Source organism: Telmatocola sphagniphila, assembly GCF_018398935.1.
In the GTDB taxonomy this organism is placed as follows: domain Bacteria; phylum Planctomycetota; class Planctomycetia; order Gemmatales; family Gemmataceae; genus Telmatocola; species Telmatocola sphagniphila.
Genome location: NZ_CP074694.1, coordinates 456,868 through 477,213, shown reverse-complemented (window position 1 = coordinate 477,213; position 20,346 = coordinate 456,868). Strand labels below are relative to the sequence as shown.

Annotated in this window: 17 protein-coding genes and 1 tRNA gene; 8 read left to right on the top strand and 10 right to left on the bottom strand. The window is 47.2% G+C overall.

All coding sequences use genetic code 11. The features are described 5' to 3' along the window. Positions 1-8: 8 nt before the first annotated feature. The 3 genes from KIH39_RS02135 to ubiE form a co-directional block, all read right to left on the bottom strand. A complete protein-coding gene (locus KIH39_RS02135) occupies positions 9-1,985 on the bottom strand; it encodes an ABC transporter permease (protein ID WP_213497631.1) in 1,977 nt (658 codons plus the stop codon). A gap of 81 nt (positions 1,986-2,066) precedes the next feature. Beyond that, positions 2,067-2,972, bottom strand: a complete 906-nt coding sequence (locus KIH39_RS02130; RefSeq protein WP_213497630.1) for an ABC transporter ATP-binding protein — start codon at positions 2,970-2,972, stop codon at positions 2,067-2,069. Positions 2,973-3,178: 206 nt separating this feature from the next. Further along, a complete protein-coding gene (gene ubiE / locus KIH39_RS02125) occupies positions 3,179-3,889 on the bottom strand; it encodes a bifunctional demethylmenaquinone methyltransferase/2-methoxy-6-polyprenyl-1,4-benzoquinol methylase UbiE (protein WP_213497629.1) in 711 nt (236 codons plus the stop codon). Between the two features lie 80 nt (positions 3,890-3,969). Here ubiE and KIH39_RS02120 point away from each other — a divergent pair, with 80 nt between their 5' ends. The 3 genes from KIH39_RS02120 (at position 3,970) to KIH39_RS26950 (ending at position 6,278) form a co-directional block, all read left to right on the top strand. Then, the gene (locus KIH39_RS02120) at positions 3,970-5,055 is read left to right on the top strand and encodes a M24 family metallopeptidase (RefSeq protein ID WP_213497628.1); all 1,086 of its coding nucleotides are present in this window, start codon (positions 3,970-3,972) and stop codon (positions 5,053-5,055) included. Between the two features lie 118 nt (positions 5,056-5,173). Beyond that, positions 5,174-5,260: transfer RNA gene (locus KIH39_RS02115), tRNA-Ser, on the top strand. A gap of 160 nt (positions 5,261-5,420) precedes the next feature. Continuing rightward, positions 5,421-6,278 (top strand): tyrosine-type recombinase/integrase, encoded by an 858-nt coding sequence (locus tag KIH39_RS26950; RefSeq protein ID WP_213497627.1) that lies wholly within the window; start codon positions 5,421-5,423, stop codon positions 6,276-6,278. On the opposite strand, the gene KIH39_RS02105 is transcribed toward KIH39_RS26950, so the two are convergent. Then, the gene (locus KIH39_RS02105) at positions 6,201-6,701 is read right to left on the bottom strand and encodes a peptidase associated/transthyretin-like domain-containing protein (RefSeq protein ID WP_213497626.1); all 501 of its coding nucleotides are present in this window, start codon (positions 6,699-6,701) and stop codon (positions 6,201-6,203) included. The two genes, KIH39_RS26950 and KIH39_RS02105, sit on opposite strands and share 78 nt — an antisense overlap. Positions 6,702-6,932: 231 nt before the next feature. Between KIH39_RS02105 and KIH39_RS02100 the strand changes: the two genes are divergently transcribed. Then, complete coding sequence (locus KIH39_RS02100; protein ID WP_213497625.1) at positions 6,933-7,307, top strand: hypothetical protein; 375 nt, start codon at positions 6,933-6,935, stop codon at positions 7,305-7,307. A 795-nt stretch (positions 7,308-8,102) separates the two neighbouring features. Here the strand turns inward: KIH39_RS02100 and KIH39_RS02095 are convergent. Together KIH39_RS02095 and KIH39_RS02090 are read right to left on the bottom strand one after the other, a co-directional pair. After that, complete coding sequence (locus tag KIH39_RS02095; protein ID WP_213497624.1) at positions 8,103-9,371, bottom strand: Kelch repeat-containing protein; 1,269 nt, start codon at positions 9,369-9,371, stop codon at positions 8,103-8,105. A gap of 117 nt (positions 9,372-9,488) precedes the next feature. After that, entirely contained in the window at positions 9,489-10,970 is a 1,482-nt protein-coding gene (locus KIH39_RS02090; protein WP_213497623.1) for a hypothetical protein, read from the bottom strand. Positions 10,971-11,451: 481 nt separating this feature from the next. On the opposite strand from KIH39_RS02090, the gene KIH39_RS02085 reads away from it, so the two are divergent. The 3 genes from KIH39_RS02085 to KIH39_RS02075 all read left to right on the top strand — a co-directional run bounded on the left by KIH39_RS02085 (position 11,452) and on the right by KIH39_RS02075 (position 14,604). Further along, positions 11,452-12,396, top strand: coding sequence for a hypothetical protein (locus KIH39_RS02085; protein ID WP_213497622.1), 945 nt, complete (start codon positions 11,452-11,454; stop codon positions 12,394-12,396). A gap of 706 nt (positions 12,397-13,102) precedes the next feature. Then, the gene (locus tag KIH39_RS02080; protein ID WP_213497621.1) at positions 13,103-13,468 is read left to right on the top strand and encodes a hypothetical protein; all 366 of its coding nucleotides are present in this window, start codon (positions 13,103-13,105) and stop codon (positions 13,466-13,468) included. Positions 13,469-13,647: 179 nt separating this feature from the next. After that, on the top strand, positions 13,648-14,604 hold the full coding sequence (locus KIH39_RS02075; RefSeq protein ID WP_213497620.1) for a histone deacetylase family protein: 957 nt from the start codon (positions 13,648-13,650) through the stop codon (positions 14,602-14,604). Positions 14,605-14,892: 288 nt separating this feature from the next. On the opposite strand, the gene KIH39_RS02070 is transcribed toward KIH39_RS02075, so the two are convergent. The 4 genes from KIH39_RS02070 to KIH39_RS02055 all read right to left on the bottom strand — a co-directional run bounded on the left by KIH39_RS02070 (position 14,893) and on the right by KIH39_RS02055 (position 17,784). Next, positions 14,893-15,645, bottom strand: coding sequence for a rhomboid family intramembrane serine protease (locus KIH39_RS02070; protein WP_213497619.1), 753 nt, complete (start codon positions 15,643-15,645; stop codon positions 14,893-14,895). Positions 15,646-16,256: 611 nt separating this feature from the next. After that, positions 16,257-16,559, bottom strand: a complete 303-nt coding sequence (locus tag KIH39_RS02065; protein ID WP_213497618.1) for an indolepyruvate ferredoxin oxidoreductase subunit alpha — start codon at positions 16,557-16,559, stop codon at positions 16,257-16,259. Positions 16,560-16,799: 240 nt separating this feature from the next. Continuing rightward, the gene (locus KIH39_RS02060) at positions 16,800-17,276 is read right to left on the bottom strand and encodes a hypothetical protein (protein WP_213497617.1); all 477 of its coding nucleotides are present in this window, start codon (positions 17,274-17,276) and stop codon (positions 16,800-16,802) included. Positions 17,277-17,385: 109 nt separating this feature from the next. Beyond that, a complete protein-coding gene (locus tag KIH39_RS02055; protein ID WP_213497616.1) occupies positions 17,386-17,784 on the bottom strand; it encodes a hypothetical protein in 399 nt (132 codons plus the stop codon). A gap of 1,227 nt (positions 17,785-19,011) precedes the next feature. Between KIH39_RS02055 and KIH39_RS02050 the strand changes: the two genes are divergently transcribed. Further along, entirely contained in the window at positions 19,012-19,539 is a 528-nt protein-coding gene (locus KIH39_RS02050) for a hypothetical protein (RefSeq protein ID WP_213497615.1), read from the top strand. Positions 19,540-20,346: the final 807 nt, after the last annotated feature.

Sequence of the window (20,346 nt, the reverse complement as noted above, 5' to 3'; positions counted from 1 at the left end):
CTCCCAAATTAAGCGGCAATTTCCCGCGTCTTAAGCAGATAGTAACCGATCAGAAACCAGGGCAATAGGTATCCGATCAGGAAGAGAATATTCACGGCCATCAGTTCGGGACGGATACTGAAACCTTCCGAAACGTAATTGGCCCAGACAAAACGATCGATATCCGGCACGATGTTGAAGAACCGGCGGACGAACCAGCGGAAAATATCGTCCGCGAACAAGACCACGGATACAACCGGGCTATTTTCCAGAGGCGTGGCCGCGACATCCCCACGTACCAGCTTCGTTAAGGCTTCCATTGGCCCACCCCCCGGATTCGTCTTGGTGGCCAGACTGACCAGGAACTCGGTGAAGTACCCGAGAAGGAAGAGGAAGAAGGCCAGCAGCAGACTGATGATGCCCGCGAAGTAAGTACTGAAGACAACGGCCAACCCGATAGCGAGTGCCAGGCGGCACCAGATTCCGACAACCCCCTTGAAGTAGTTGAAGCTGAACTTGCCTTCCGCTTCCAGAAAGTAGAGGTCGTACTGAGCAATCCCCAGCATCTGCGAAGGGCTATCGCAATGGACATAAACGAATACGTAAGGGTGGTGCTCCTCGGTCGAACCATCGGTAAATTTTCGGATCACCTTGGGTGGAGTTCCGGAAGCGGCATTTTCGAAAAGCGCCGGAGGAACCTTGATCCCATACGTATGGTAGTTCAGCATCGGGAAGCCCTTGAACTCGTACCGGCCAAATTTCCGGGCGACTTCATTGGCCTTCTTCCACCTCTCGGCCTGAATCGTATCGGACTCGTCTTCGGGAGGCTGAGCGTTCCGGATATCCCGAACAGCGGCATCGTACTCGGCTTCGCGAGCCGGCGAACTATCGTACTTCCAGCTGCGGAAATCAAACGAGGTCTGGATCCCTCGATTCTCTTCCCCCTTCGTCAATCGGTAAATATCGAAGGCGAACTCGCACGGTACCGCGGACATCGAGGACAAGCCTGAAATATCGGAGAAGCTGTAGAGGCCGCGGTGCGAACTGGTCGGACCACCGGCGATAAATTTCCGATACGTCTTTTCATTACCGACATCGACCCCGACAAAATTTTCCTGCTTGGCGAGGAAATCCATCACCCCGTATTTCGGAAGACGGGCTTTCATACTCTCTTCAGCGGCCAAAGGATCGATTTTGGATGCCGAGATCAACACGTAACTGATGGCCGTGAGACCAAAAAGAGCGACGGTCATCAGAGACATATAACCGATGAAACGGCCCAGCAGAATTTCAAAGCGTTCGACGGGCTTGGTAACCACGGTGTGAATCGTCTGGTTCTTGACATCGTTGGGAATGCTGAAGGCCGCCAGCATCAAGGAAATCGGCACCAGCAGAATTTCCAGCACATAGTGAACGACGCTGACGCTACTACGAACTTCGTCTTCCGCCTTAATGCTGAAGAACCACTTGGCGGGGAAGAGGAAGACGATCAAAAAGGCCAGGAAGACCCAGAAGATCTTGCGCCGCATCGCCTCTACGAAGCTCAATTTGGCGAGAGCGAAAATCCGCCGGAAGCGCATCTTGAAAAGGTCGATGAAGAAGGGAGTCGCAAAAGCGATCATAGCCGCTAAACCACTGAACATCAGCAGTTTGCCGCTGATATCCTCCAACCCTTCCTTCGAGAGATTTTTGAACTTGAAGCTGGTCTCCGCAACTCCATCGAGTCGCATCTGTTCGCGGGCAGGAAACAACGAACCGCTGATCATGATCGCGATATACACAGCGTAGCCGATGAACGCAACGAAGCTGAAAAGACGCATCAGAGTATTGAAACGTACGGTGCGGCTGTTATCGCGGGCAAAGAACTGGCTGATGGCCAGCATCAAAAGGGCAAGCGCCGCAAAACCACCGGCATCCTGAGCCCAGCTTTCGAAATACCTCCAAAAGTAATCGAAGCGTGGCGGATCCTTTTCGAACTCGATAATGCCAAAAAGCGTCCCGTTCATTTCTGCTCTTGAAGTTGTGCTGTGAGTTTCGGTTTCGTGCCAGGTTGCTGTCCGGGCGTACTGAATCGGCGATCCAGTACGCTAGAATTTTCCGCCACCTTCCGAGCCGGTATAACGCCGGCCCGGTCGATTCTTCGACTCTTCGACGATTCGAAGGAACAGGTCTTCCAAGGTCGTGGTCGGATGGCCGACGGTTTCGAGCTTGCCACCATGCTTGGCAATTACCTGCTCCAGATCGCGGCGAATTTCGTCGGTCAGACGGAGATCGGTCGCCCGAACTTCAACGCGGGCCGCATCTTCGAGCAGGGTGCTGACGTTACCCAGCGTCTGCAGGTCGCCGTTGTAAAGAATGGCGATTCGCTCGCAAACGTCCTGCACATCGTCCAAGCGGTGGCTACACATCAGAACGGTCTTACCCCGCTTCTTAAGGTCCAGAATCAGGTCCTTCATCCAGCGGGTACCCAACGGGTCGAGACCCGAAGTCGGCTCGTCGAGAATGACCAGTTCCGGATCATTGATGAGAGCCTGCGCCAAACCGATACGCTGACGCATCCCCTTCGAATATTCACGAAGAATGCGCTTCTTGTCTTTTTCCAGACCGACCATCTCGATCAGTTCACCTGCTCGGCGACGGCGGACATCGGGCGGAATCTCGAACAATCGACCGTAGAAGTCGAGCGTCTCTTCCGCGTTCAAAAAGCGGTAGAGGTACGATTCTTCCGGCAGGTAGCCGATCTTTTCGTTTTTCTTGACATCCCCGGCCGGTTCGCCGAAGACGGTCGCCTCACCACTCGTCGGGAACAGAAGACCCAACAGTAGTTTGATGGTCGTGGTTTTGCCCGAACCGTTTGGTCCCAGCAGCCCGAAAATTTCCCCTCGACGGATGTCGAAATCGAGCGCATTCAATGCGATCTTTTTCTTTCGACCCCAGAAGTCTCGGTAAACTTTCGTCAAATTGCGGGTCTGAACGACCAAATCTTGCGACATCTTGAAATGTCTCCCAGCGGCGGAAATGTCCGCACCATGGCTACGGATGCTCGTTGAATTGTTATACGGGGGGATATTTGACTTGGTTCAAATTCCTGAGCGGCAAACCTCTTTCAGAGCGGCGCTTTCCCCCAAAAATGCGGTTTTCAGGGTTCAGAAAAGTCCTGGGTACATCGCTTAACCCTAATTTCGCGCCGAAACAATCCTTATTTTTGGCCGATGTAGAGCGTTGCCACCCCGAAGGTCAGCGGCTCAAAAGTGACCGACTTCAAACCCGCTTTTTCCATCCAGGCAACCAGATCTTTACCATCCGGAAACTGAAGGACACTTGCAGGAAGATAAGAATAAGCATTATCCCGGCTTTTCGACAACCACTGCCCAATCTTCGGAAGAATTCGTCGAAAATAGAAACTGTAAATTCCCCCGAGCAACCGATTCCTCGGTTTGGAAAATTCCAACACGGCCACCTTTCCACCCGGTTTCGTCACCCGAACCATCTCGGCAAGTCCTTGATGCGGATCGGTAATGTTCCGCAGACCGAAGGAGACCGTTGTCACCTCAAATGTGTTATCCGGGAAAGGCAAATGCTGCGAATCGGCCTCGATAAAGTCGATATTCGCCCGATTTTTCGCCGCTTTCACCTGGGCCCGGACCAGCATTTCGGCGCAGAGATCGGTCCCGACAATATGCACAGGCTTTACGGTACTGTTGCGATAGGTTAAAGCCAGATCCCCTGTCCCCGTGCAGAGATCCAACAACGGGCCTTCCTTCACGGGAACTCGGCGAGTCGTTTTCCTTCTCCAGCGTTTATCGATGTTCAGACTGAGGAAATGATTGAGAAAATCGTACCAGGGAGCGATTTCACCAAACATCCGGCGAATCCGCTCTTCCCGTTTATCCAACAGTTCTTGAGTCATTGTCGCTTGAGTTTCAGCAGGATCGTACAATTCGAAGAGGCTATCTTACAAAACCGCCAAGTTCGCGAGAGACTTAACTCATGCTCACCAAAGACCTCTGCCTGGCCCGCCGTAAGAAACTGATGGAACTCCTGAAAGAGACGCATACCGGACCGCTGGTCCTCAGCGATCCTATCAATTTGCGTTACTTGGCGAATTTTTCGGTCGATCCCTTCAGCCTGGGAGCTGACTTCGGCGGTATTCTGGTCATCGAAAACGATGGCACGGCCCAGTTGTTTCACGACCACCGTCTCCCCAAATCGGTCAATGAAGCCTGTGTCGAACAGCGCACCCCGATCATCTGGTACGACGGCAAAAGCGCCGGCCAAGGTCCACGCCGACTCATTCTTCGCGAAACCGTCGTCAAATTCGGCGGCCGGATTCACGATAGTCTCGGCGATCCGGCCTGCACTCGGGTTCTAACAACCGTTGGAGAGATGCGACGAGCCAAATATGCCGATGAGATCGAACTCCTGAAAAAGTGCATGCGACTGGGCGAGGCGGGCCAAGCCTGGGCTCGAACCAATGTAAAAGCAGGAATGAGCGAACTGCAGGTGTACGAGGGAATTTTCGTGGCGACGGCCGAGGCCGCTCGTCAGCCAGTCATCGTTTATGGCGATTTCACAGTCTCGCCGGGTTCCAGCAAGCGCGGCGGCCCGCCGACCGATCATATTTTGCAGGACGGCGAGACTCTCATCCTCGATTATTCCTGCGTTTTGTTCGGCTATCGCAGCGATTTCACCAATACGCTTGTGGTTGGGGGCAAACCGACCCCCGCTCAGCAGAACCTGATGGATCTCTCCAAAGCCGCCATGGCGGCCGGGGAAGGAATGTTGAAAGCGGGCCAATCCTGCAAAGCGGTTTATGACGCCGTGCGTGGAGTTTTCGAAACGGCGAAACTGGCTGGAAATTTTCCACATCATGCCGGGCATGGGTTGGGTTTACAGCACCCGGAAGCCCCGTTTTTCGTCGAAAAAGCCGATGAAACGTTGATTGCCGGGGATGTGGTAACTTTGGAACCGGGGCTTTATGTGGACAATGTCGGCGGCGTCCGCATCGAGCATAATTACCTGATTACTGCTTCGGGATACGAACGATTGAGCTATCATACGATTGATCTGGTCTGAAATAGCCGAACTTTTGATCCTGTCGGGCAGTCTATTCCGGTATCGCGAGGGGAATTGCCAGAATGCCTGGGCAAGGCTGATTGACGTATATGAAGAATCATCATAGGATTTTCTATCCGGAGAGGTGACCGAGAGGCCGAAGGTGCAGCACTGGAAATGCTGTTTACGGGTAACCGTAACGGGAGTTCGAATCTCCCTCTCTCCGCTTTTTCATTTCATTGATTGACGTAAGTCTAGATTTCAAAACAGTTTACGACTTTTCCTCGTCTTCAAAAAACCCCGTTTGTGGCAGTTTTTGTGGCGTTTTGTGGCAGGAGAAATCTCTGAGGCGACTATGTCGAAAGAGTTTCGAATCGGTAAAGTACATGGGTATCGTCGGGGAAAAATTTGGTATTTGCTACGTCGAACAGGGGTGTCGACATCGACCCCGGGTTGGACCGGATAGGAACGCCGCCCGCCAGCTCGCTTCGCAGATCAACTCCCAGTTAGATGTCGGAGCTCCCGCCGCCTTGAGCTTTGAGAATGCGACCATCGAAAAAACCAGGCAACAATGGCTCGAACATCACGAGCACGTTTCTCGCTCTTCCCTCAACACCATCAATCGTTACCGTGCTGCAACAGATCATTTGATCCGGTTTCTTCAGCAAAGACCCGTTAAGACTATCGCCCAGTTCACCCCGTCCCATGCCGAAGAATTTGCCACGTACTTGAGGTCGATTCGCGTTTCCCCTAACGGTCACGAAAATACAATTAAGCGAGCATTGCTCGATAGCGGCTTAATCTACGTTCTCGAAACTTGCAGGACATTGTTTGGCTACGCGAAGAAACGGCGATACTTAAGCCCCTACGCAGAGAACCCTTTTCAGGTATTGAATATCGATCGAATTCCGATCGAGAGCTTTCGGTCCATTGAACTATTCAAGCCTCAGGAAGAGCGGGCCTTTTTGCAAAAATGCGATCACTGGCAATTTCCGATTTTTCTCACGCTTATGTTGACGGGGATGCGTCCCGGAGAAATGTGTCACCTCTTGGTGCCCGAAGATATCGATCTCGATAACCCGATCTTGCTCTGTGTGAAGCAAAAGCAACGGATATTGGTATCTTTGCGGAAATATTTCGAGTACGACAGGATTACTATCAGCGACTTATTGCCCAATTTTGGCGCCATCACTTTGCAAATTAGAAATGACTTTCTTCTTCAAAAGCAATTCAGACTTAATTAGCAAAAACGGGTCATCCTTGGAGAACTCAATTCCTTCCTCTTCTTCTTTAACCAGGAAGGACTGCTGAGGATAGCCGACTGCATTCACGCGGAACGCTCTCGAACGTGAAACTAAATCCGTTGTGAACGGCAAAACAGGATAACTGATTACCCCAAGCAAAAATCCGTAATGTTGTTGAGTGTGCTTTTTCAACTCGAATCGACCGTCGCTATCTGTGATCGAAGTATCTCCATCGACTGCGATAATTTTGGCATTTGGTATTGGCTGTTTCGTTTCGGCATCCAACAGACGCGATTGGACGGCGAAGCCCTCAACGCGTGAGTTGGGAATAGGAGCAAGTACACAACCAGACAGCGGAATCATCAGAATGGTCATGATAACGATTTTCAGAGATTGATAGATCTTGATTTTGAGGGCGTTCATGCAAGAAATTCCTAATCAATCTTTTGGGATTTACTTCTCGTTTTTAAGCGAAAATAACGTAAGAGAGATTCCTGTCAAGATTGGAAATATTTCAGAAGTTCCTGCAAGGTGATACTGGCAGAAATTCCTTTGAAAGTCTCACAGCGTTTTGAAAAAATGGTTCGGTAGACGATGCGCAGTTCCGAAATGCTAAAGGTAAACTTCCCCGTACCAAATCATGGATGGCTATCTATGAAAATCGAGACAAACGATTCCCACCTCTCCATAGATATTTCATATACGCCGAACGATTTTCTTGATGAACTTTTGACGGCTTTGCTCCTCGTGACTCAAAGAGTGGAATCTGTTGCGATAGCATATACGGAACCCACTGTTTTCCGTTTCAAATTCACTCGGAATGAAGAAACAGATCTGATTTCGCTCGACATTTATTCAGATGCAAGCCGTCTCAGGAGACCAGGAGAGGTTCTTGCTGTCTTTTCAACGAAAGGCAATGTGAAATCTATCGTTACACCTTTTTGGAAAGCGATGAGAAAGTTAGAATCTCTGACATCCCCAGAGGAGTATCGAGCGAGAATGAGATTGGATTTCCCAACGGAAAAATGAGGCGGCTAACCGACTTGCAGGGAAAGGGAAACGCATCGAATGGATGAAAAACGAAAAAGGGCATACCGCTATCTTCTCTATCAGGGTATGCTTGAGATCAGATTCCTCGAATAGGAGATTCCTTCAGGTTTTCTCTGCCTGATGAACCCATTTCACTGGCGTTCTTATTTTCAGCGTTTTCGAGCAGCAGGAGTAGTGGCTGATCTGTTTCACAATTTAGCGAGATTTTCAGCGGAGGATTTCAAGCAATTTGACGAGGATTGGTTCTGGGAGGACGTCGAAACTTTCGAGAACGAGTATCCTTATCAGAGCAGATCATTTTTTAGGAATTTGTTCGATTCGGTTCTGAGTTCTGATTCTGGTGATGTAAGGAGTTAAGGGAAAGCCTCTCGTTCTAGTTCAATTCGGGGTAGACTGATAATTATGAGCGAGCGTGAGCCTACTTCGGAATTTCGGAAAGCACTTTGTAAATTGATTGCTACTGGAAATGTTGTTAATGCTATCATTCGTTACAGGGATATTTGCGAGTGTTCTTTAAAAGATGCACTTGATGCCGTACATATTATTGCCAAGGAGATTCCAATTTCGATTCTCCGTAATAGTCCCCCGTGTCTTTTTTGCGGCATTCCGCTTGCCAGCGAGAAAGCTAAACAATGCTTCTCGTGTGGTCGAGATTGGCACAATTCAATTTCCTCCTGAATCACAGTGGACACTCCTTAATTCCACAATGTTGCAAAATTACGGAAGATTTAGCAAAAGTAAGCATCCGGCTCCCATAAGCTCGTTGCACCTTCATCATTTCTGGTAGCGATAGACCCACATTACGCCATTGTCTCTGCTATCGCCTGCGACGTGGCAGAAATAGGCGTTCAATTCCATGTCGTAAAAGGTGTTGGCTGCAAATTGAAACTTGGAGGGGCTATTTGCCGAGAACGGAATTGGATCAGCCCAGGAATTGCTTTTAGGATCGTACACAAAAATTCCCGTAGTTGCTCCTCTGAAATGGATTGCCACCACGATGTCGAGGCGAGCATCGTACTCATAAAACGCCGCATTGGTGTTGGAGGCTCCCGGAGCTTTTCCCGAGGGTTTCAAGTGGCTCCAGGTATTGCTCTCAATGTCATACGCCATGAGTCCTTCCCCTTTTGATCCATCCCCGTCATTTCGATAGACCCGGTTTCGCTTGGAATCGTAGCAACCACAGGCGTCATACCCTTTGGGTGCAGGACCTTTCGGTTTCGCATCGATCCATTGGTTTTTGGCTGGATCGAAAATCGTTACGGTGTCGGAACCTACAGCGAAGAATTGCTTTTTGGCAGGAATATAGTGGAACTGAGGGAACCCTCCAGCGTTGATGGGTGTCGAAATATTCGCCAGGGATCGCTCGAATTTACCCCTCGCCACGTCGTAGAACCACGGGGAAAAGACCGCTTTCTTTTTGTCCCTCAGTTGCTCTTCAAGCAGTTTCAGTCCTACGTCCATCTGCTTCTCGCCGCCGAGAAAGTATCTGGGAATCTGTGATCCATTGCCATTCCAGCTAAGAAAAGCGAATTTCTTCCTATCTGAGTCATAAGTGAGATAGCTCCAGGCATGAACCAGCGTATGCAGAGGAATGGGCTGTTTGTCGCCGTCGATCAACTGCCCATCCTCTGCAATAACCAGCTGCTTGTCCTTGACCCGCTGCGTGAAGGTCGTCGTGTCCGTTCCGGGGTAGAGGCAAATCCAAGCATGGGAATTGATGTCGTAGAACCACAAGTCGTCCATTATGTGACCATCGGGCTTAACAAAGGCGTGAACTCCTTCTCCGAAGAGGAAGGCTCCACGCTTATCGGCTGCTAGGATCATGGCTTTGGCTCCCCACGAACTACCCCGAGCTTTTCCCCATTTCGGATCTGCGGCGGGCGCACCCAGCTTCAGCCATTCGTTGTCGCCCAGAGACTTGATTTTCTCGATATGCGGACCTGGTTGGCTGGGCAATTCGTCCAGTCTTCCATTCTTGTGCTGAGCGAATCCGGATAGGGATAATATGAAAAATACGGTGAGAGCAAAACCAAAACGGAGCATCGAGAGTCTCCTTCTGTACGTCGCTTTCGACCTGTTTTAGACGATCTTTTGGCAACTAGATAATAGAATCTGCCTTTGCACTGATTTGGGATCGCAGAGTCCAGAATCTACGCTGAACTAAGGCTTAAAAGGTTCCGGTGGTATAGTTTTCCCGCGTTTTTCGACATCCCACAAGCGGATACCCCAATCTTTATGACGGCTATATTGATACTCACCGCGTTTGGAGCGATCTAAAACCTTTCTCACGACATCACCGCCATCGTCCTTAAGATCCATACCCACGGAGTAAATCGCGATCCCATCATCGAATCGCTTGAAGAGAAGAGGTTTGCTTGTATAAGGATCTTCTTCGATCTTTTTGAGGAATTGCGGCACAAGTTCTTCGAGATTCTTGGGCCAACGTTTGTAAGCGATGCGAAATCGTTCGGCAGCTACGCCACAGGTGGTAGATCGAAGAAGTGCCTTAAAAAAGAAATAATTATCAATAAAGAAAGCTAATTTAGCTAAGTCCAGGCGTGAAAGAACGTTTTTTGCTTGGGGTGGTGACTTCAAAAATTCATCTAGTTCCTGCTTATCTTTTTGAATATATAGATGCAATTCATTGACAGGTTGATCTAACATTTTGATTTGTTCAGTTCTTTTTCGTAGCATGAAAGCTTGATCTGCCTGAGGGTAAGGCGAATATCGCCATGCCAGAAAAAAAGCTGCCAGCTGACGTTTTGAAGTACTCATATCTGGATTCGAGATCGCAATCGGCGATAGCATTAGCTCCTTCAGTCGGTCCGATTGGATAGCTCGCTGCATAAGCACAAAACACCTTGCCCTTTCGTTGAGCAGGGCTTTTTTTAGTATCGGTTGTCGACTATCTTCCTCGATCTCACTTTGCATAAATTCAAGGTCGGTCGATTTGGCTACTCCCTGGGAAAGCATTTGCTGAATTGACTCAGTGGTGATATTTGCAACTTCTGTTTGAAGTAAAAATGCTAGCACATTTTCTTGCCCAAAAGACGAGGCAATTCTTCGAAACGCTTGAATATCTCGAAAACAAAGGTCGAATCGATTCAGCTGGGACTGAACTCGCACATCCCACATCAGATCGGTAGCAATGCTTCGAATATCCTCCAACAAAGTAGAGTTGATTTGGAGAGGATCGTCCGCCCAGAAATCCCGACTCATAGGAGAAAAATTGGCTAGTTGCCGCGAAATAAGAATCCGCTCATGCCTATCAGCAACGAATTGTGCTGCCCAATCGGCTATTTCAAATGGCATGCCTTCAGGTAGTATCCTCCAATTCGAGAGATCTGGTTCGCGCGTAATATAAGGTACCGATGGACGGGGAGTGGACAAATCGAGAATTTTTTTGATCAGTAAATAGCTGTTCTTATCCTCCGACGAATCGTTCCGTTTTTTAAGATAAGCTTCCCAAGTCCAATCGGGATCTTCCTTACTCAACTCTTCAGTAATCTCAGCTAATTCCAAAGCCGAATCGCGAGCGATTTTCTCACGATAAAGAAAGAGTGCTGAAATGAAGAAAAGTACAACCGCCAACAAATATAGGGAGTAACGGCTAAATCGATTTTTCGGCAATGTTACTTTCATTTGCTTCTGCCCTGAAGTTCACTTCAGATAGCTTTTCAATTAGTTTGCCTTAGATTGCAAGTTATCGAATTCCACGAGGGTAACAAGACTATCGTGACGCCTAGTCGTGAAACATCTCTAAGAATAGCTATACAGCCTAACTCTCTTTTGGCAGCCAATAATCAGTCGAGCCGTTCCATCATTCTTTTTACTCACTTTTCGTTCGAGGACTCGTAGATCCAGTCTCCTCAGACATCAAAAACCCCTCTTCTCTAAATTTGGTGGCTTATGCCCGAATCTATAGGGAGATTGAACTGCCCGCTTCATGACTTCCACCGCGACTGGAGGTACCACGACTTTGCCTGCCGAGAATTTGGGTCTGGTAACTTCGACCATGATGTACCTTTTTCTTTTTTGAGGCGAGCAAATCAGAAGGTACAATGGCTCGATTGAAGTGGGGAACAGCAGTAGAACTGTAGGCTTTGGAGTAGAGGACCGAGATTTGATTTATTTTACGTCAACGATGATTCCAGACGGATTGCACATCCGAAATATCGAACTGAATATTTCTGCCTATCAGGGAGAAATTAGAGACGATCTCTGGCGTGCTTTTTTGATCTACTGCGTTCGAGCAATTGTTGATTACCTTCCAGAGGAAATCGCAAAATATGTCCAGAGTAATGAGATTTTTAGCAATTCCTACTATTTGATTCATCCCGAAGCGGAGATGAAGATATTTCGAGATCTTTTTGATCTGAAGGGATCTATAATGGAAATCGAACTTGATGATGGCTTTTCGACGGATTATGGTAATGCGTGCAGACTTATCGAAGATTATCGTTTACGCACATCCTGGTCCGCGCTCAAAGCCTTCGACTTGCTGGGAAAAAGATACGATCCCAAAGTGATTGAGCCGGTAAACATGAATGAGGCAATATTTGCAGCAGTAGAAGGAATAAATCCATTTCCTCGAACAAACAATCTCGATAGGATATGTCTATCAGTTGAGAGAAATTCCGTAACAGAATCAATGGAGGCTTTCGCTTGGAATTCAATTGCTAATTATGTCGAAATTCACATGTCTGAAATAGAGCGTTTTGATGAAAAGATAATCAACCAAACCTTTTTTGAATCCAGAAATTCCCTTTCAGATCACTTTTCTCATATCTTTTTTGATATTTTCCCACTTTTGGCAAGTTCGAACACATTGGATAGCCGTGATATTTCTGAATTGAAGGGACTCACACCTTTGGTAGGCAGCTCTCCAGTTCGTCACGATGAGATAGTTCAATATTTGAAGGCAAAAAAACTTTCGAATCATGCTCTCCATGCCCACCTATCGCTTTATCCCAGGCATACAGAGCATTGTTGGGCGATCCGACTAATTCGGGAACATCTTCTGGATAAAGACCTAAACGCAGAGATAAACGACAAAGAATCTATTTAGATGAATCGTCGAAATATGGCATCGGTAACAATACACGTTCGATTTTACACCCTTGTTTTCGGTTTCGCTATATTTCAGGTTTTCTTGATCCTATCAGGAGGATAGGTTCATGCTATGTGGCTTTCGCCTCTGCTACCTCAAATATTGAAAGACTCTCTATCGATTGATTGGGATCTGAATGAGATTGGCAGTGTCGCTATGGGGGAGTTCGATGCTGTCCCAACAGTTCGCGTTCTTACGTGGCGAATCATCGAAGACAATCTTCCTTTTTATGTTGAAGAGTGCGTCCTATTGCTCGCTTGAGTGCGGTGAAACGGAAACTATGGATACTTGTGCGGCTTCATCGTCAGGGGAAAGTAAAACGACATGATACTCGAAAATGGGAATTTTTGAAGGTTTTCGATGCTCCTAATCATTTTTACCGAAGAAATTTTGATCACAGTCCTTTGAGACGTTCACCAGTTCCTCGTTGATTGCGGCTGAGATTTTGGAATTAAAAACATTGAAAAACTCACGGTGCCGCTGTTTGTTGTTTTTCTTCGATTCAGGCTATTGGTCAAAACCTTTCTAGATTTTCGAACCGAAAGTATTTCAAAACAAGTAAAAATAGAAGACATTGACAAAATTTGCACAGTGCAAATTTTGACATTCGTCTATTTATTCGTAATATTACTCATCTGATATTATTTCACAAAGGAGTTTTTTGATGGCGAAAGCAAAGGTAAGCAAGGCACCTGTTGAAACACCTGCGGAACCAGCGGGTAAAGTGAACAAATCTGAATTATTTCGTGAGGCGATTGCAGCACTCAGCATTGATGCAGATGTTCAGCAAATCATTGATTGGATCAAAGAAAAACACGGCGTTGAATTGCCAAAATTGACTGTATATCAGTATCGGGCATTGGCTCGAAAGAAAGTCAATTCTAGCGGCAAACTGACCAAACCCAAAGCCGAAAACCCTGTTTCGGGCAATACCGAGGCGATTCTTGATTTCGTTCAAACTCTTCGACAGTTCGAGGGCAAGATCGATGCCGCGACAATGAAAAAAGCCATAGATGTGATCGTACGATAAATTAATCCATCGCCCAAAGCCCAGTTCCTCCCCCATTCACTAAAACTGTCAAAGCGTCAAGAACGAGAATTGAGCATGGATCTGGCGGAGATCCTTGCGGCAGGTTCAGGCAGAAAATCTTCGTTTTATAGGTACAATATTCCTGACCAAAACAGTCCTTACATCACCAAGTATTCCTGATGGCAAAAGTAGTCTACAGCAGGCACTACAACCTGGGCTTCTGGGGATTCGAACGTTTTCATGCGTTTGATGGCAAAAAATACGGTCGTGCGTGGAAAGAATTGTCGACCGCATTCGGGAAAAGGCTTTCGGAATTCCACATCGAAGTAGATCGTCCAGCAACTTTTGCCGAACTCGAACTGGTCCACTCATCTGATTATCTGAGTTCGCTTTACAACTCAAAGGTTGTTGCCGCTGCCTTGGAAATGCCACCGTTTCGCCACATTCCCAATTGGGTTCTACGTTGGAAGATCATGTCACCGATGCTTTGGGCGTGTCGAGGCACAGTAATTGCCGCCAAAGCAGCCCTGGCGGATGGCTTGGCAATCAATCTGTCTGGAGGCTATCACCATGCCAAACCGAACCGTAGTGAGGGTTTTTGCCTGTTTTCCGACATCGCGATGGCAGTGAAGCAACTACGCCATGAAGGGGTTCTCGAAGACGAATCTATAATTGCATACGTCGATTTGGACGCACACCAAGGAAATGGAGTTTGTTACCAGTTCCTAAACGATCCGCACTTCCGAATTCTAGACATCTACAATAAGCAAAATTATCCCTTCTTCGATGACACTGCCACTGATAGAATCGATTGCGATTTGTCAGTTCGTTCGAGATGTGTGGGATCGAAGTACCTCGAAATCTTGAGGACCAATCTGCCGAAGTTCCTTGATGATTCCGCAAAATCGCGGCTTCCAAGTTTGGGTATTTACAATGCGGGTACTGATGTCTACTTCAAAGATCGCTTTGGAGGACTTCGACTGCACTCACAAGACATTCTCCAAAGAGACCTCTATGTGGTCGAGCAGTTTCGGATTCGAGGAATTCCTGTTGTTATGCTGCCCAGTGGGGGTTACAGTCGGGAAAGTTACCGATTACTAGCGGATAGTGTTACGGAATTGCTTCAGCGGTATTAAGGATCGGCCGCCATGAACGATAACGGTAGAAGTACTTTCGGAGCGACCAGGATACTTGGTCCAAATCGAAGTGGGATCTGATGCATACCAAAGAATACCTTGAGAAGTGAGACTTCCTATTTCACAAAGTCAGACTTTTCATGTTGGGGCTGATCTGAATTCGCTTTTTGCGGAATGAAATCGTCGTGATATGTGGCTTCACCCTCCTGTCTTCATTTTTTATAATTCTTTACGGCAATTGCTAATAGCCCGTCAGTTTCGTCAGATCTTCCTGTTGTTGGGTAAAGCCTACTTGTTGAGATATTCGGGAAGTGGAGTGGATAACGAACAATAAAAGATGAATGCCATAACGAGGACTGCTAAAACGCTTGCCCAGGCTGTTCGCTCTGAACCTCTCCTCGAAATGGTCAGCCCTAGCAATATGCCGAGTATCGCACCTGCCCCATGAGCGACATTTCCAACAAGCAACATCTGAGAGAAAGTAAGCAGAATGCACACAAAGAAGCAAACCAGAAAGAATTTTGCGATTCGAGAATCGGCAACCCCTGCGAATCGATCATCGCTAAGGCCCAGAATCCATACCATTCCACATAGCCCATAGAGCAAACCCGAAAGTCCAACTCCCTCTTCATTGAAGGCATACGCTGCAGCGTTTGATCCAGCTGCAAGCAAAAGGAAAATTCCAAGGGTTGCACTGCCCCCGAATGCTTTTTCGACCACCGGACCAAAATACCACAGCCAGTACAGATTAAAGGCGAGATGCATCAAATTGGCATGTGGAAGAATCGACGAAATTAGACGCCAAGGCTCGCCGTGCCAAGTTCGATAGTCCGTTAGAAAGGGCATAATGCGTTCGTCACCTTCACTCCACCACAATACCGAAACCCCTATTGAGAGTACTGCGAGGACTGCGACAACGGGATACCCAGGGAACGCCTTGATCGGCAAAGGTCGATAAGGTGCAGTCTTGCTTGCAGATTGAGTATTCTCCTGCAGAGGTTTTACCGATTGCGACGCATCGAATTTCGTGTCTTCGGGCATAGATTTTCACTTTTGAAAAGGCAAATTTTGAAAAAGTCTGACCAGCGTATCGTTATGCTAGTTGGAGAAAGTATGCATTTTTCCCAAATCATAGCCAAAGGAATATTGTTCATCAAGGGAAAACGTGGTTGAGCTGCGGATTGAGGACAAATTTACCTTACCCAGTCCATGATTTCGCTCTAGTCATTTATTCTGTGCAAGCGAGATACCTACATGGTGGCTGAATACCGGTTCTGCATCAGATACCACACGGAAATGGACAAGTGGAAGTACTTCATAACCTTTTCAGGACTGCAGGAATTCCAGGCGGCAAGGCTGAAGTCATTCTGAATTTGTTTGACTTCAGCTGCGGGTTAATAAAATTTACGATTCGATTTCTTTCGCTTGAAAGATTGGTCGGCGTCAACAGGAACATCACCAGCATTGATCCTATTCGAATCCTGAAGTGTTTTTTGGCAATGTTTCTTAACCTCTGCGGCCCACCTGCTTCTGTCGTGTCTCCCATCTAATTCGCCACCCTAACGGGAGATAAGCGATAGAGTTAATAGGATTGAATCCGAACACTGTGTCGCCACGGGAGAATGCAAGCCTTTCCGAGTAGACTCTTAGAATTAATTTTCTTCGCAGTGCGGACCATTCAGAGGCTCTTGTTTTATGGTGATTTGACCTTTGTCTTCCAATACTTTACACCGGTCGGCATTCAATTGAATGTAGCCCTGCCATCGTACCGGAACGTCGTGTTCCGCATAGATGGCTTCTACAGGGCATTCGGGAACGCATGCTTCACAATCGTCGCAGTAGCTGGGGTGGATGTACAGCATCCTATCGTCCTGGTAGAAGGCCTCCACCGGACAAACCACACAGCAATCCGTGTACCTGCAATCATCGCATGGAGCTGTAACCACATGTGCCATAAAACTAGCAACCTTTTAAATGAACAAAATGGGATTGGACCTTTGTGGCAATGCCACTTATCAATTATTGAAACCGAAAAGCTAGCAAATGAAGTGTATAGCTCCCTGATAGCCAGACAAAGATAATTCCATTGGCGTAATCGAGACGTCCTTAATTCCGGGAGAAAATGTAGCCATCATTTACCTAGATCTGGCGAGAATGCTTCAGAAGCACAAAAGGCCATCGAGGTGAGGTTCGGTTCAGTGGCTCGCTGTTCTGCTGACAAAAATCGTTCCCACGAGGAAATAGATCAAGCTCGCTTCCCAGAAATAATACCCAAGAAGCAACTCGTTGGTATCGTTATTCAAAAGCAAATTGAACGTTCCTAGACCGCAGCAAACACCAAATATCCCACAGATTTTGGCGGTTTTCTTGCCGCCCCTCGAAAACGCTATCAATCCGACTAGCAAGAAAATGTTGGCACTCCAGGGGACAAATATTTTTGGGTGCGGAAGCCATCCCAATAAGAGGCAGTATAAGCCAGTATGGACTTGAACGCGATTTGGTCCACCACCCCATCCGACGGGACCGAACGTTTGGATTGCAGGCAAATAGCACGCGAACGCGTAGAGGAGCATCACCGGCAGGGCAACTAGCATCGAATTCAGAAAGGACGGTCTGCCCGTGACTGTAACTTCTGGTCGGTCGGTATAGTAGGTTTCGAATTCTTCCGACATCGCTGGTCTCCCGATCCGTTATAGATGCTTCATCGGGTTGCTAATTTGAAGTGTGGACTTCAATTATCAATAACCAAAAGGAGAGCCGAATTCAACTTCAAACCTGGCGCTACGGCTTGCGTATCGCAGCAATCTGCTCAAGATTGCTAACGGTGATCTCGAACCAGGGTTTACCGTCGCTATGGAGCTTCTGCACCACTGAACCCGTCACGCGGACGAGTTTACCCTCAAAATGCGTGGCTGGATCGTCAATTCCGAGTTGCTTCAGCCGGGTGGCTGTTTCACGCGTTAGGTAGAGGATGAACTTCTCGTCTTTCGGCTGAAGTTGAAGCATCTCACATTCATCAGCTCGCGTGACGCCATTCGTTAGCACCCTGCCGCATTTCGCGACTTTGAACTCGACTGTTGCTTCCCCTTCGAACTTTCCGGAGATGATCTGCGTGGGTGTCTTGAGGTTCTCCGGCGGGGCGAAGCAGGTAATGACTGCGGCAAGAATGAGATCTGTCATAGAGGTTCTCCAAGCGTGATAAGTACGACCAACATTCTACGATTGTGCTGTTTCTTGGCATTTATTGCAACTGAGCGTTACCAATGGGTTACATGATGATCAGGGAGGTGAACTTCGACGATTATCGTAGTCTGAAGAGTGGCTAAAGAAGCTTCCAGAGCCTTCGATGCAAAAGATCACCTCCAGTTCACCTCGGACTCTGGTCCCACGGATCGCTTCAGAATTGCAGGATTGCGAGGACAAAGGTAGTCAGATCGACGGCTCTGAATAATTCTAATTTTATCAAGCATCGAGGACATGATTCACGTTTTCTATTCCATTGCCCTAAAATCTGGGTCCTTCCTCATGAAGATATTCTTCGTTGGTAGTGATCTTGCGGTCTTCGCATCGTTATCTTTCTTGAAGGGCATAAGCATGCCGGAACGCAGCGAAACGACTGACCTCGATCAGGATCTCCCGGCCGATTGCCTAAATTGATCTCATCCCTAACTGTGTTCGCAGTCTCGTTTTCAATTCAGGTTGCAGCGACTCCGCTTCACTGGCTTGCAGGAGTTCGGGAAATTCGACGCAGAATGGCGGGTAGGTTTTTGCTAGCCTGTGCTGCCTCTGGATACCTAGCATTGGGAAGTGGATGTCTGTAATCGTAAATTACGCTGAACGAGAGAATCGGAATGCTTCTGAGCAACGACAACCGCTGGCTTTTTTGGGTTGGCTTCCTGGCGATAATCATTTCTGTCTACGTGTTGAGAACAGTTTTTCTTACTTCCATGTCGAGCATTCGAAAATCTTCAGTAGCATTCGGCTGTGCGGTAATCGTCTGCATCCCAATTACGTGGTTGTTTGCTCCTGATTGGAGAAATCCAGATGTATTTTGGTCGTCGAATCTCATCAGCTTTCCTATTAAAATTTAGGCAATCCCAATCGTTGGTTTCTTCATCGATTGTGTACGGCGAGTCCAAGGTAGGAGTTTTGGCTGGGAGTGGAGAATTCCAGTAGAACTGCTCGTAGTGTTACCACTATGGAGTGCCAGTTGGAGCTTTTTTTGGACCTCTCGTCTTGGTTTACGGCTGAATGATGTGTTACGGAAGTGAATCAGAGGAAAACATGGACTGCGATGTTCGATTCAGCCCGATTCTCGATGATCGCCTTTGGAAGTCTTCAAGCACAATTGCAAAATATTGATGTGGAGAAACGTTATCTTCAACCGGACCTATATAAAGTAATAGCATGAAAGTTACATATCAACTTCAAGTAGAAGATTTGATTGCTTTTGAAAACTACATAAGACTACATGTTCCAGAAGTACGTAGGCATTATTATATATCTGTTATTTTATCTATATACGTTTATATCACAATATTAATAGGTGTTTTTTACATATGTAAAACGGATTTCGAAACAAGCCTATTTACAGGAAGTCTATCTCTACTAGTTTTGCTAGCAATTCTGCCAGAAGTACATCGGAACATGATCGAGAGGAAGCATCGCCGTGCTTCCGATAAAGGAGAATATGCAAGCAAACTGATAAGGTCTGAACTTATTATTTCCGAAGATTACTTAATCCATGCTTCAGAGAACGGAGTACTCAGTATTAAAATTGAGAAAATAAATCGGATAGTATCTGATGGAGAAAGAACTTACATTTTCTTTAATAAATTTGAGGCATTTTTATTGCCTCATAGCAATTTGGAAGGTGATTTAAGTTCCCTGATAGCGGAAATCTCAAAACGGATTAACGGTAAAAGTAAGCTGTAAATGGCCCACTTAAATCGAAATGGACGGTGTCTCAACTTCTTTCGGATTTGGATGGCGTCAAAAGAATCGACCAGAAAGCCGATTTACTCGCCATGCGTTTGGCTGGGAAGAACGTGAGTAAAGCGGTATACATCTACTTGTTCGGAGGTTCCCCTAATCAGATATCGTACGATTTGGAAGATTCCTCCGCAGAAACAGTGGAATGGGATCATGCTGTTAAGCGGGGATATCCAAACGGCGGAGTGCATGCAGCAGATGCCGCAATACAACAAGCCATCAGTTTTATCTGCACTCGACGAACTGTCCAATCGTGATGAGCAATGCAGGCTATGGCTTTCGGATGGAATTTCAGGTGAGGTGTACTCGTTTGAAGAGGTCGTTTGCACTGTATTTGACGTAGGGTAACGAATGAACTTGATTCGCGTAAGGTTCCAGAACCACTGGCTGCGTTATTTCAGAACTTGAGCAGGCTAATTGAAAAGGTGCCAGGTAACAGCGGTCCATCCGATGAAATGATCATCAGGTGATGGTAGACATCCGAAGAATTTCTTTCGAACTAACTCAACTCATTCGAAAAATAGAGTCCTAGAACATGACTTGGGAGCAGCCATTTGTTCGGGATATATTGCTTGCATGGTACTATTCTACACCCAGGAATAATCAGCGCTTCAACGAGTACGTCGAGGCAGCATTAGAGCAGCGGAGAATCTCCTCGACAACCGATGATTTCAACACTTTTTTCACATTGATTTTACGCTCGCCTGCTGGTTATAATCATTCCATATGGTTCAGACATCTCGGAGATCC

Excerpts from the sequence above, each read along its gene's own strand:
- KIH39_RS02135 (WP_213497631.1), bottom strand. The coding sequence starts at position 1,985 with ATGAACGGGACGCTTTTTGGCATTATCGAGTTCGAAAAGGATCCGCCA.
- KIH39_RS02130 (WP_213497630.1), bottom strand. The coding sequence starts at position 2,972 with ATGTCGCAAGATTTGGTCGTTCAGACCCGCAATTTGACGAAAGTTTAC.
- ubiE (WP_213497629.1), bottom strand. The coding sequence starts at position 3,889 with ATGACTCAAGAACTGTTGGATAAACGGGAAGAGCGGATTCGCCGGATG.
- KIH39_RS02120 (WP_213497628.1), top strand. The coding sequence starts at position 3,970 with ATGCTCACCAAAGACCTCTGCCTGGCCCGCCGTAAGAAACTGATGGAA.
- KIH39_RS26950 (WP_213497627.1), top strand. The coding sequence starts at position 5,421 with ATGGGTATCGTCGGGGAAAAATTTGGTATTTGCTACGTCGAACAGGGG.
- KIH39_RS02105 (WP_213497626.1), bottom strand. The coding sequence starts at position 6,701 with ATGAACGCCCTCAAAATCAAGATCTATCAATCTCTGAAAATCGTTATC.
- KIH39_RS02100 (WP_213497625.1), top strand. The coding sequence starts at position 6,933 with ATGAAAATCGAGACAAACGATTCCCACCTCTCCATAGATATTTCATAT.
- KIH39_RS02095 (WP_213497624.1), bottom strand. The coding sequence starts at position 9,371 with ATGCTCCGTTTTGGTTTTGCTCTCACCGTATTTTTCATATTATCCCTA.
- KIH39_RS02090 (WP_213497623.1), bottom strand. The coding sequence starts at position 10,970 with ATGAAAGTAACATTGCCGAAAAATCGATTTAGCCGTTACTCCCTATAT.
- KIH39_RS02080 (WP_213497621.1), top strand. The coding sequence starts at position 13,103 with ATGGCGAAAGCAAAGGTAAGCAAGGCACCTGTTGAAACACCTGCGGAA.
- KIH39_RS02075 (WP_213497620.1), top strand. The coding sequence starts at position 13,648 with ATGGCAAAAGTAGTCTACAGCAGGCACTACAACCTGGGCTTCTGGGGA.
- KIH39_RS02070 (WP_213497619.1), bottom strand. The coding sequence starts at position 15,645 with ATGCCCGAAGACACGAAATTCGATGCGTCGCAATCGGTAAAACCTCTG.
- KIH39_RS02065 (WP_213497618.1), bottom strand. The coding sequence starts at position 16,559 with ATGGCACATGTGGTTACAGCTCCATGCGATGATTGCAGGTACACGGAT.
- KIH39_RS02060 (WP_213497617.1), bottom strand. The coding sequence starts at position 17,276 with ATGTCGGAAGAATTCGAAACCTACTATACCGACCGACCAGAAGTTACA.
- KIH39_RS02055 (WP_213497616.1), bottom strand. The coding sequence starts at position 17,784 with ATGACAGATCTCATTCTTGCCGCAGTCATTACCTGCTTCGCCCCGCCG.
- KIH39_RS02050 (WP_213497615.1), top strand. The coding sequence starts at position 19,012 with ATGAAAGTTACATATCAACTTCAAGTAGAAGATTTGATTGCTTTTGAA.